The sequence below is a fragment of the Povalibacter sp. genome (assembly GCF_036735925.1).
Taxonomy (GTDB): domain Bacteria; phylum Pseudomonadota; class Gammaproteobacteria; order Steroidobacterales; family Steroidobacteraceae; genus Steroidobacter.
Genome location: NZ_DAINNK010000090.1, coordinates 2,409 through 13,549, shown reverse-complemented (window position 1 = coordinate 13,549; position 11,141 = coordinate 2,409). Strand labels below are relative to the sequence as shown.

Below are 11,141 nucleotides of genomic sequence, written 5' to 3'. Positions count from 1 at the left end.
GGCGCCCTCAATCACGGGGAACCCCTCATTGTTACCAGCGATTCGTTGTTAGTAGATTCTCTATGGCGCCGCCTGCGGTGTTCGACACGGTGTCGGGTTACCTCTCGACCCTAACGTTGATACCCAGGGGTTCGGTCTCGCGTCAGCATTGAGCATGTCCGTCCTGTACGGGAAGCCTGAGTTGACGTGGCTGCGCCCCACCTATTGCTCCGTGTCGAGAGCAATGGCACCAACGGCACAGGCGGGTGGCGCCGCCCTTCCCTCCGGATGAACTCATCCGATTCCTACGGCACCGCGGGTTTCCCGAATCGGAAATCCGACCTCGACAGGGATCGCCTGCGCCGCGAGATGCGCCAGGAGATGCGCCAGCGTCGGCGCGCCTTGCCCGCGGCATCTCGTGCTGCGGCCGCAGCGAGTCTTGCCCGGGTGATCTCGCGTCACCGCATCCTGCGCCATGCCGCGCGCATCGCCGTCTACTTCGCTTATGGCGGCGAGATCGATCTCGCACCCACCATCGCACTGGCGCGCCAGCGAGGCAGTCGCCTCTGCCTGCCTGTCATCAGCAGCATCGCGAAGGGCTCGATGCATTTCGTGCCGTTCGAGACCGACACATCACTGCGCGGCAACCGTTTCGGTATTCACGAACCGCAATTGCATCGGGCGCGGGTGATTCCGGCCCACCGACTCGATGTCGTTCTCCTGCCGCTGGTCGCCGTCGACTCGCGCGGCTGGAGACTCGGCAGTGGCGCGGGCTTCTATGATCGGCACCTGAGCCACCTGCGCACCGACCGCCGTTGGCGACGACCCAGGCTGATCGGCGTTGCCTACGAATTCCAACGCGTGCCCATCATCGAACCCCAACCCTGGGATGTTCCGCTCGATGCGGTCGTCACCGAGCGCGGTTACTACCCGTTACGTCGTCCACCCATTCGAAACTCTGACCGAGAGACGCCATGAACTACTGGTTGATGAAATCCGAACCGGGCACTTTCAGCATCGATGACCTGGCCGCAGCGAAGAAAAGCACGACAGGATGGGACGGAGTTCGCAATTTCCAGGCGCGGAACTACCTGCGCGAGATGAAAAAGGGCGATCTGGCGTTCTTCTATCACTCGAGCTGCGACGTGCCGGGCGTTGCCGGCATCGTGAAGGTGGTGCGCGAAGGCTATCCCGACCCATCGGCCTTCGACGCGAAGGACGATCACTACGATCCCGACAGCAAGAAGGACAATCCGCGCTGGTACTCGGTCGATGTGCAGCTCGAACGCAAGTTCGATGAGGTCATCTCGCTCGAGGAACTGCGCAAGCACGAGAAGGGCAAACTGAAGAACATGATCGTGCTGAAGCGAGGCAATCGACTCTCGGTCACACCGGTGACGAAGTCGGAGTTCGAGTTCATCGCATCACTCGCATGAGCATCGCGTTGTGAACCCGAACAACAATTTCGCATACACCTCTTGCTTGCCATTTTCAATTTATGTATATACTGCGCCCGGACTAACTCGACATGGAGATTAATGACTATGGCAACTAAAGCTAAGAAATCAGCAAAGAAGAAGGGCGGCAAGAAGAAGGCTGCCAAGAAGAAGTAAGTTCTCTTCTTGTTGATGTAGATGAAGACTGTGCCCGCGAAAGCGGGCACAGTCGTTTCCGGGGCTGGAAAAACAGGCATTTCATGCGCACGCGCGCAGCGGGATCAACTCATGAACTCGGACCAGAAGAAGCAGCAGGCAGCCATCGCCGCCCTCGCCTACATCGAAGAGAACACCATCATCGGTGTCGGAACCGGCTCCACCGTGAATCATTTCATCGACGCATTGGCTGCGCGGAAGTTGCGCATTCAGGGTGCCGTATCGAGTTCGGAGGCCTCCACCGAGCGAATGAAGAAGCACGGCATCGAGGTCTTCGATCTCAATTCGGCGGGCGACCTGGACGTATATATCGACGGCGCCGATGAGTCGGACGGCCAGCTGCGGTTGATCAAGGGCGGCGGCGCGGCACTGACGCGGGAGAAGATCGTGGCGGCCGCATCACGCCGCTTCATCTGCATCGCCGACGATTCGAAGCTGGTGGAGGTGCTCGGCAAGTTCCCGCTGCCGGTCGAAGTGATTCCGATGGCACGTTCCTATGTGGCGCGACGCCTGCGTGCGCTGGGCGGACGACCGGTCTGGCGCGAGGGCGTCATCACCGACAACGGCAACCAGATTCTCGACGTGCATGACCTGCGGATCACCGATCCGGTCGCCCTCGAGGATGCGATCAATCAGATCGCAGGGGTGGTCACTGTGGGGTTGTTTGCCCGCCGGCCCGCGGATGTCCTCATCCTGGGGACGGATGCAGGACCGAAGACACTGCCCTGATCGATCAGCGCGATCGCAGCGCCCGGCGCAGTTCGCCGATCAGCCCTGGGCCGCGATAGATCAATCCCGAATAGATCTGCACGAGATCGGCTCCCGCCTTCAGCATGCCGATCGCATCGTCGCCCGATGCGATCCCGCCCACCCCGATGATCGCGAGTCGATCGCCGGCGACCGCTCGCAGCGTCGCGACTGCGTCGCGCGCCAGCTTCCGCAATGGCGCTCCGCTCAATCCGCCCGACTCGCCGGCCGTGGCACCTGCGTTAGCGGGTCGACTGAGAGTGGTGTTCGTCGCGATCACGCCATCGATCTGCAACTCGATCAGCAGCTGCGCAATGGCGGTCAGATCCGCCTCCGTCAGATCCGGCGAGACCTTCGCGAGCAAGGGCACGCTGCGGCCTGTGTGCGTTGCCACCTGCTGACGTTCCTCGACCAGTGCCGACAGAATCGGTCGCAGGTTGTCGACCTGTTGCAACTGACGCAGACCCTGCGTGTTGGGTGACGATACATTCACCGCCACGTAGTCCGCGTACCCGGCGAGCATGCGATAGCAGGCCACGTAGTCATCGACCGCCTGTTCGAGAGGTGTTGCCGCGTTCTTGCCGATGTTGATTCCGAGCACGCCCGGGTACCTGCGCTGCGCCAGGCGCGAGGCGACGACATCCATCCCTTCATTGGGAAAGCCCATGCGATTGATGAGCGCTCGCTGCCCGGGAAGGCGGAACAGGCGCGGCAACGGCTGACCGGCCTGAGCACGAGGCGTCACCGTGCCGACCTCGATGAATCCGAATCCGAGCGAACCGAGCGCGTCGATATGGCGGGCGTTCTTGTCGAATCCCGCGGCAAGGCCGACACGATTCGGAAAACGTAGCCCCATGAGAGAAACCGTCTCCCCTTCATCGCCCAGCGATGCGCCCGTCAGATGCAATCGATGGGCGAACTGCAACGATGACAGGGCGAGCGCGTGAGCACGCTCGGGCGGCAGCGTGAACAGAAGCGGACGGAGAATGGGATAGATACCAGAAGACATGATCAGGCTCGGCACCGACGACAGAAACGAAAAAGGCCCGGAAGACCGGGCCCTTTGCGTTTTGGCTGGGGGACTAGGATTCGAACCTAGGTTGACGGAGTCAGAGTCCGTAGTCCTACCGCTAGACGATCCCCCAATAGCTGGATCGCAACGATTAACGCTTGGAGAACTGCGTACCGCGGCGGGCCTTGCGGAAGCCGACCTTCTTGCGTTCGACTTCACGGGCGTCGCGGGTGACGTAGCCGGCATCGCGCAGCTGCTTGCGCAGGGTTTCGTCGTATTCCATCAGGGCGCGGGTCAGGCCGTGACGGATCGCGCCGGCCTGGCCGGTGGTGCCACCGCCCTTCACCGTGACCTTCACGTCGAACTTGTTTTCGAGCTGCACGACTTCGAGCGGCTGGCGCACGATCATGCGGGCGGTCTTGCGGCCGAAGAATTCGTCGAGCGGACGGTCGTTGACCGTGATGTTGCCCGAGCCCGCACGCAGGAAAACGCGGGCGGTGGAGGTCTTGCGACGGCCGGTGCCGTAATTCGTCGAAACTGCCATTGGATAATTGCCTGTTAGATCTCGAGCGCTTTCGGTTGCTGGGCGGTGTGCGGATGCTCGGCACCGGCAAACACGTGCAGCTTCTTGAACATCTTCCGGCCCAGCGGGTTCTTCGGCAGCATGCCCTTCACGGCGAATTCGATCGCACGTTCCGGATGCTTCTGCAGGAGCTTCTCGAGACTCGTGGTCTTGAGGCCGCCCATGTAGCCGGTGTGATGGTGATAGAACTTGTCGGTCAGCTTCTGGCCGGTGACACGCACCTTGCCCGCGTTGAGCACGATGATGTTGTCGCCCGTATCGACGTGCGGCGTGTAGGAAGCCTTGTGCTTGCCGCGCAGACGCATGGCCAGCTGCGATGCCAGACGGCCAAGGGTCTTGCCTGACGCGTCCACGACGTACCAGTCGCGGCGCACCGTCGCCTCGTTGGCGAATACGGTTCTCATTGAATTCTCCGGGAAATTCTCTGCCCAGGGGGCGAAAAGGCCGGCAAGTCTAATGGACGAGTCCCGGCATTGCAAACCGATCGGAACCCTGCATCGGAGCCGCCCCGAAGGCCTGCAGAGGTCGACATATATAATGTGGCCCATGCCCACCTCGCCCTCCTCCGGACCCGGTCACGACCGGGTACTTTCCCTGATCGACAGGCTGGTCGAACCCGCAGATCAGGCCCTGCGAACCCTGTTCCGGGTCCATCAGGCCGGCCGGCCCTATCCGGCCGACGGGATCGAGGAAACCGTCGACCAGCCTGCAAACCGGCGGAAGGTGGCCGGCCTGATGCGGGTGAATCATTCCGGCGAAGTGGCCGCGCAGGCCCTCTACCAGGGACAGGCCTTCGTTGCCCGCGACCCCGACCTGCGCGAGTCGCTGCTCGAGGCCGGTCGCGAGGAAGCGGACCATCTGGCGTGGTGCTCGCAGCGCGTCCGCGAGATGGGCGGTCGCACCAGCCTGTTCGATCCGCTCTGGTATGCCGGTTCGTTCGCCATCGGCGCACTCGCCGGCCTCGCCGGCGATCGAACGAGTCTCGGCTTCGTGGCAGAAACCGAGCGGCAGGTCGTCGAGCATCTCGAAGGTCATCTGCAGGAACTGCCCGATGACGATCGCCGCACGCGAGCCATCGTCAATCAGATGAGCGCGGATGAAGCGCGACATGGAGCCAATGCGATGCAGGCCGGCGGCGCCGCACTTCCTTCGCTGACCCGCGCGCTAATGAAAGCGACCGCGAAAGTCATGACGCGTACCGCGCGCTGGATCTGAACCATACGACTCCGGAGCCTTACCTGTTGTCGAAGCCACGGCGGCGCGAATCAGCGAATCCCTAGTCGCGCATAATCAGGAGCTTGCGGTAACACTGCATACTGTATTAAAAGGCCCGCAAGAGAATTCGCATTAACTTGTCCAGCTAATCACGACACCACGCAGGGGTGAGTATGGAAGAGGGCGCAAGGCCGTTGAGCGATATACCGGCCATCAACCGGTTCCTGAGTTACTGCCGCATCCGGACAGTGCCTTCGAAAACGGTTGTCATCCACGCGGGCGATCTGCCGGACGTTCTGTATTACATCGTCAGCGGCTCCGTCGAAGTGATGATCGAAGACGAGGAAGGCAACGAGATGGTGCTCGCCTACCTCAACAAGGGTCAGTTCTTCGGCGAAATGGGACTCTTCTACGAACAGCCCACGCGCAGCGCCTGGGTGCGTACTCGCCAGCAGTGCGAGCTCGCCGAAATGACGTATCCCCGCTTCCGCCAGCTCGCCGCCGAAAGCCCGGGCCTGGTGTTCGAACTCGCCACGCAGCTGGCCACCCGTCTCGATCGCACCAACCGCAAGCTCGGCGATCTGGCCTTCGTCGACGTTACCGGCCGCGTCGCCCACGCGATCATGGATCTGTGCGGCGAACCGGACGCGATGACGCATCCGGAAGGCATGCAGATCAAGGTCAGCCGACAGGAACTGTCGCGACTGGTCGGCTGCTCGCGCGAAATGGCCGGCCGCGTGCTGAAGGTGCTGGAAGACCAGGGCCTGCTGCGCGCCACGGGCAAGACCATCGTGGTCTACGGCGCCCGCCCGAAGATGAAGACCAAGCCGCCGCTCGCTGCTGCAGCCGCCACGGCTGGCCGCGGCCCGGTGGCAAACAATCGTCGTGCGGATGACGACGATGAAGATGATTTCGACGACGAGGACGACGAATAAGATTCGCCGCGATTCCTGCAGCCCGGGACCTTCTCGCGTCCCGGGCGCTGCCTTCAGGCAGCCTCCCCGCCCGCCTTCGCTATCTCCGCCCGCATCGCATCGATCGTCGCCTTGTAATCCCTGGCGCCGAAGATCGCCGAGCCCGCCACGAACGTATCCGCCCCGGCACTCGCGATCTCGCGAATGTTGTCGACCTTCACGCCACCATCGATCTGCAGCCGGATCTCCCGGCCGCTCGCCTTGATGCGCTCGCGCACCTGGCGCAGCTTCTGCAACGCCGACGGGATGAACTTCTGGCCGCCGAAGCCGGGGTTCACCGACATCAGCAGGATCATGTCGACCTTGTCCATGACGTGATCCAGCCAGTTGAGCGGCGTCGCCGGATTGAACACCAGCCCCGGCCGGCAGCCGTGATCGCGAATCAGCGCAAGCGTGCGATCGACGTGCTCGCTCGCTTCCGGATGGAACGAGATCCAGGTGGCGCCGGCCGCCGCGAAGTCCGGAATGATCCGGTCGACGGGCTTCACCATCAGATGCACGTCGATGGGGGCAGTGATGCCGTGCTTGCGCAGCGCCTCGCACACCAACGGCCCTATGGTCAGGTTGGGCACGTAGTGATTGTCCATCACATCGAAGTGGATGCTGTCGGCGCCGGCTTCCAGCACCGCACGCACTTCCTCGCCGAGCCGCGCGAAATCCGCCGACAGAATGGAAGGCGCGATCCAGGGTTTGATCTGCGAACTCATAAATTCTTGCTCCAGCGATTCGTTCACTTCATGCCGCGCGCTTCGCGCAGCACTTCGTAGGCCGCGCGAATCTGTCGCGTTTTTTCTTCGGCCATTTTCATCATGGATTCCGGCAGCCCCTTGGCGTGCAGCTTGTCCGGGTGATTCTGATTCATGAGCCGTCGATAGGCCTTCGTGACTTCCGCATCGGAGGCGGACGACTGCACGCCCAGCACCTCATACGACTGCGCGACACGATCGACTGCGTTGCGCGACTCGTTCGACTGGCGTGCCGACTGCTGCATGCGCAGCAACGCCTCCATCTGCACCAGCTCGTAGGCCGAGATATCCAGTGCATTCGCAACGCGACTCAGTACGCGCCGTGCTGGCGCATGCAGGCCACCGCCCCACAAGGCCGCCTGCAGCTGGATCTGCATGAACATGCGGCACAGATCGGGACGATTCCGGCAGGCGCGGTAGAGCTGATGCAGCGTCGCATCGAGCGGAAAATCCGCAGCCTTGCCTTGCGTGAACAGATCGATCGCGAAGCGGATTTCGCGCTCGCCGAGTCGCAGCTCGCCCATCATCGCGCGTGCGGCACGGATCTCTTCTTCCGATACCCGGCCATCGGCCTTCGCGATGTGTCCCATCGTCTGGAACGTGGCGCGGAAGAACGCCTCCTGGACACCGATGGCCGCCTCGCGCGGCCGCGTACTGCGCTGACGCGTTTCCGCCTCGACGTCGAACAGATGACCGATGAACGTGCCGAACAGGGCACCCACGGGACCCGCGGCAACCACGCCAACGACCGCCCCCAATGCCTTGCCCTGCCACATCATGCCCGGCTGTACCCCGACACTCGAAACCTTGAAGCCCTACCCTGCCCGCTGCGACAATCGCCGCGGCTACAGTCCCGCAATGGTAGCAGCGGCCCGATTGCCGGGACCGCGAAATCTTGCGCCGCCTCACTTGCAAGGTCCTTCGATGTCCGCGACCACTGCCTCGCCGCCGCTGCTGCAATCGAACCTCACGTCCCTGAAGCGCATTCACCAGGGCAAGGTCCGCGACATCTACGCCGTCGACGACGATCACATGCTGATCGTGACCACCGATCGTCTGAGCGCGTTCGACGTCGTGCTGCCCGATCCGATTCCCGGCAAGGGCAGCGTTCTGACACGCATTTCGCGCTTCTGGTTCGATCGCACCCGGCACATCATCCCGAATCATCTGACGGACTATCCGCTGGAACGCGCTGTCCCCGATGCCGCAGAGCGAGCGCTGATTGCAGATCGCAGCATGGTCGTCAAACGCCTGAAGGCGCTGCCGATCGAGGCCGTCGTGCGCGGTTATCTGATCGGCTCGGGCTGGCGCGACTATCAGCAGACCGGCATCGTCTGCGGCATCTCTCTGCCGCATGGACTGCAGCAGGCGGACAAGCTGCCCCAGCCGCTGTTCACCCCGTCGAGCAAGGCGCCGCAGGGCGAGCACGACGAAAACATCAGCTACGAGAAAGTCGTGGCCACGATCGGCAACGGTCTCGCCGAGCAGGTCCGCGCCAGCGCACTGGCGCTGTACGGATTCGCTGCCGAGCATGCGTTGAAGCGCGGCATCATCATTGCGGATACCAAGTTCGAATTCGGCGTCGACGAAGCAGGACACCTCACACTGATCGACGAGGCGCTCACGCCGGACTCCTCGCGATTCTGGCCCGTCGATACCTACGTCCCGGGCAGCAGCCCGCCGAGCTTCGACAAGCAGTTCGTCCGCGACTATCTCGAAACGCTCGACTGGAACAAGCGTGCGCCCGGCCCGAGCCTGCCGCCGCAGATCATCGCGAAGACCAGCGAAAAATATGCAGAGGCGCTGCGCCGGCTCACCGCCTGAGGACGAGCGGATCGCCCACTGACCCCTTATCGGAGGCTGCACGTGACTGAAAGCGCGTCGAACGGCACTGCAGTTCTCCCGCCAGCGCAGGCTCAGCTGCCGCGCATGAAGCACATGCCGCGCACGGTCGCACTGGCGTACCTGACCTTCGGCGTGCTGTGGATCTTCTTCACCGACCGGGCTCTGGTCTGGATGCACTTCCCGCCCGAGACGGTCTTGCGCATGCAGACCACCAAGGGCTGGCTGTTCATCTTCGGCTCGGCGGCCTTCATCTACCTGCTGCTCAAGCGCTACGAGCGCAATGCACGCCTGGCGACCGATCGGCTGCTGGAATCGCAGAATCAGATCTGTCGCATGAACGCCAGCCTCGAACATCGCGTGGCCGCGCGCACGCTGCAGCTCGAGTCCGCCAACCGCGAGCTGGAGGCGTTTGCCTACGCCGTGTCGCACGATCTGCGCGCCCCCCTGCGCAGCATGTCGGGATTCAGCCAGATCGTGTTCGAGAACGCGCCGCCGAGTCTCGATGAAAAGAACCTCGATTATCTGTGCCGCATACGCGATGCCAGCCTGCGCATGTCGGCGCTGATCGACGATCTGCTGAATCTCTCGCGCATCAGCCGCAGCGAAATGACGCCGCGGCCGACGAACCTCACCCAGATCGCGACCGAGGCGGCGGCCACCATTCGCGACCGCTATCCGGATCGCGAGGTCGAACTCACCATCGCGCCCGACATGACCGTCGAGGGCGACACGCGCCTGCTGCGGATCGCCATGGAAAACCTGCTCGACAATGCCTGGAAATACTCGGCCCACGCCGACCCCGCGCGAGTGACGGTGGGAAGCCAGCAGGTGGATCGGGAACGCGTGTTCTTCGTCCGCGACAACGGCATCGGCTTCGACATGGCGTACTCGGGAAAACTGTTCGGTCCGTTCCAGCGCCTGCACGCCGAATCCGAGTTTCCGGGCACCGGCATCGGCCTGGTCACGGTACAGAGAATCATCGCGCGGCACGGCGGCCGCATCTGGGCCGAAGCCCAGCCCGATCGCGGCGCGACGTTCTACTTCACGCTGGGCGCCGACGCACAGTGACGGCATCGCGTCATCCCTGGCTTGCCGCATGACAGGCGGCATGTCAGGCTGATGCTTCATGATGGACGCATTCGCCACGCGCATCGAACACTGGCTGTTCGAACCGCCCGAATCGCTGATCGGCAAGCCGCTCTGGCAGCTGGCCCGCATCCTGCGCTATCCCTACGCGCTGATCCGCGACGTGTTGCGCGACGATCTCACGCTGCGCGCCATGAGCCTGGTGTACACGACGCTGCTGTCGATCGTGCCGCTGATCGCCCTGTCCTTCTCCGTGCTCAAGGGCCTCGACTATCACCGCGAACTCGAGCCGGTGCTCTACACGTTCCTCGAACCGCTCGGCGACAAGGCCTACGACATCACCGCGCAGGTGATGGAATTCGTCGACAACGTACGCGGCGGCGTGCTCGGCTCCATCGGCCTGATCTTCCTGCTCTACACCGTCATCTCGATGGTGCAGAAGGTCGAGGAGAGCTTTAATTTCGTCTGGCGCGTCGATCAGCCGCGCAGCTTCGGCCGGCGCTTCAGCGAGTATCTGAGCGTGATGGTGATCGGCCCGGCGGTGCTGGTGGGCGCCATCGGCCTGCTCGCCGCGGTGAACAGCAGCGCATTCATGCAGGCGCTGTCGCACTATCCGGTCATCGGCTGGCTGCTGGCGCTGCTGGGCAAGCTCAGCCCGTACCTGCTGGTGGTGGGCGTCTTCACGTTCCTGTACGGCTTCATTCCGAACACGCACGTGCGCTTCATACCGGCGCTGATCGGCGGCGCCGTGGCCGGTTTTGCCTGGGTGGCGACAGGCATGATCCTGGCGTCGTTCGTGAAAACCTCGGGCGGCACGATGGTGATCTACGCCGGTTTCGCCGTCGTCATCGTCGCGCTCATCTGGGTACACGTTTCCTGGCTGGTGCTGCTGCTCGGCGCCCAGCTCGCCTTCTATGTGCAGAATCCGCAATACCTGCGCCCGGGACGCGGCGAGATCCGGCTGAGCTCGACCGTGCGCGAACGGCTCGCGTTGTCGGTCATGTACCTGATCGTTTGCGACTACAACGCCGGCTCGCGCTGGACCACGAATCGCCTGGCCGAGCACCTGGAACTGCCCGGCGCAGCACTCGCTCCGATCATGACGGAACTGGAGAAGCACCGCCTGCTGGTCATCGCCGAGGACGACACCTGGCTGCCGGCGCGCGATCCGGGAACGATCGCGCTATGCGACGTGATCGATGCCGTGCGGCATGAATCGCACGGGCCGCGCCTCAGCCGCATTCGCGACATCGCCCCGGCGGTCGATGCTGCGCGTCAGGCGGAGGACGCCATGCGGACGCA

At 63.2% G+C, this 11,141-nt stretch carries 12 protein-coding genes, 1 tRNA gene, 1 other RNA gene and 1 pseudogene; 9 read left to right on the top strand and 6 right to left on the bottom strand.

Features of this window, described 5'->3' with window-relative positions; translation table 11 throughout:
* The first annotated feature begins 66 nt into the window (after window positions 1–66).
* The 4 genes from ssrS (at window position 67) to rpiA (ending at window position 2,360) form a co-directional block, all read left to right on the top strand.
* Window positions 67–252: non-coding RNA, 6S RNA (gene ssrS, locus V7D81_RS20140), on the top strand.
* A 15-nt stretch (window positions 253–267) separates the two neighbouring features.
* Window positions 268–957, top strand: a complete 690-nt coding sequence (locus V7D81_RS20135) for a 5-formyltetrahydrofolate cyclo-ligase (protein ID WP_324319645.1) — start codon at window positions 268–270, stop codon at window positions 955–957.
* Window positions 954–1,415, top strand: coding sequence for an EVE domain-containing protein (locus V7D81_RS20130; RefSeq protein ID WP_324319643.1), 462 nt, complete (start codon window positions 954–956; stop codon window positions 1,413–1,415). The genes V7D81_RS20135 and V7D81_RS20130 overlap by 4 nt, the downstream gene beginning before the upstream one ends.
* Before the next feature lie 288 nt (window positions 1,416–1,703).
* The gene (rpiA, locus tag V7D81_RS20125) at window positions 1,704–2,360 is read left to right on the top strand and encodes a ribose-5-phosphate isomerase RpiA (RefSeq protein ID WP_324319641.1); all 657 of its coding nucleotides are present in this window, start codon (window positions 1,704–1,706) and stop codon (window positions 2,358–2,360) included.
* A gap of 4 nt (window positions 2,361–2,364) precedes the next feature.
* On the opposite strand, the gene V7D81_RS20120 is transcribed toward rpiA, so the two are convergent.
* From V7D81_RS20120 to rplM, 4 genes are all read right to left on the bottom strand, one after another.
* Complete coding sequence (locus V7D81_RS20120) at window positions 2,365–3,387, bottom strand: quinone-dependent dihydroorotate dehydrogenase (RefSeq protein WP_324319639.1); 1,023 nt, start codon at window positions 3,385–3,387, stop codon at window positions 2,365–2,367.
* 62 nt (window positions 3,388–3,449) lie between these two features.
* A tRNA-Gln gene (locus V7D81_RS20115) sits at window positions 3,450–3,523 on the bottom strand.
* Window positions 3,524–3,541: 18 nt separating this feature from the next.
* Window positions 3,542–3,934: a 30S ribosomal protein S9 gene (rpsI, locus tag V7D81_RS20110; RefSeq protein ID WP_324319637.1), complete on the bottom strand. Its 393-nt coding sequence runs from the start codon at window positions 3,932–3,934 to the stop codon at window positions 3,542–3,544.
* Between the two features lie 14 nt (window positions 3,935–3,948).
* A complete protein-coding gene (rplM, locus tag V7D81_RS20105) occupies window positions 3,949–4,377 on the bottom strand; it encodes a 50S ribosomal protein L13 (protein WP_324319635.1) in 429 nt (142 codons plus the stop codon).
* Between the two features lie 190 nt (window positions 4,378–4,567).
* On the opposite strand from rplM, the gene coq7 reads away from it, so the two are divergent.
* Entirely contained in the window at window positions 4,568–5,188 is a 621-nt protein-coding gene (gene coq7, locus V7D81_RS20100) for a 2-polyprenyl-3-methyl-6-methoxy-1,4-benzoquinone monooxygenase (protein WP_349257700.1), read from the top strand.
* Window positions 5,189–5,361: 173 nt separating this feature from the next.
* Window positions 5,362–5,997, top strand: a pseudogene (crp, locus tag V7D81_RS20095) (cAMP-activated global transcriptional regulator CRP); the annotation flags it as partial.
* A 179-nt stretch (window positions 5,998–6,176) separates the two neighbouring features.
* Here crp and rpe read toward each other — a convergent pair.
* Both rpe and djlA read right to left on the bottom strand, forming a co-directional pair.
* On the bottom strand, window positions 6,177–6,869 hold the full coding sequence (gene rpe / locus V7D81_RS20090; RefSeq protein ID WP_324319631.1) for a ribulose-phosphate 3-epimerase: 693 nt from the start codon (window positions 6,867–6,869) through the stop codon (window positions 6,177–6,179).
* A 23-nt stretch (window positions 6,870–6,892) separates the two neighbouring features.
* Window positions 6,893–7,684: a co-chaperone DjlA gene (gene djlA / locus V7D81_RS20085; RefSeq protein WP_324319629.1), complete on the bottom strand. Its 792-nt coding sequence runs from the start codon at window positions 7,682–7,684 to the stop codon at window positions 6,893–6,895.
* Between the two features lie 148 nt (window positions 7,685–7,832).
* On the opposite strand from djlA, the gene V7D81_RS20080 reads away from it, so the two are divergent.
* The 3 genes from V7D81_RS20080 to V7D81_RS20070 all read left to right on the top strand — a co-directional run.
* The gene (locus V7D81_RS20080; RefSeq protein ID WP_324319627.1) at window positions 7,833–8,732 is read left to right on the top strand and encodes a phosphoribosylaminoimidazolesuccinocarboxamide synthase; all 900 of its coding nucleotides are present in this window, start codon (window positions 7,833–7,835) and stop codon (window positions 8,730–8,732) included.
* 105 nt (window positions 8,733–8,837) lie between these two features.
* On the top strand, window positions 8,838–9,821 hold the full coding sequence (locus V7D81_RS20075; RefSeq protein ID WP_324319625.1) for a sensor histidine kinase: 984 nt from the start codon (window positions 8,838–8,840) through the stop codon (window positions 9,819–9,821).
* Window positions 9,822–9,882: 61 nt separating this feature from the next.
* A partial coding sequence (locus tag V7D81_RS20070) for a YihY/virulence factor BrkB family protein (protein WP_324319623.1) occupies window positions 9,883–11,141 on the top strand: 1,259 nt, incomplete at its 3' end.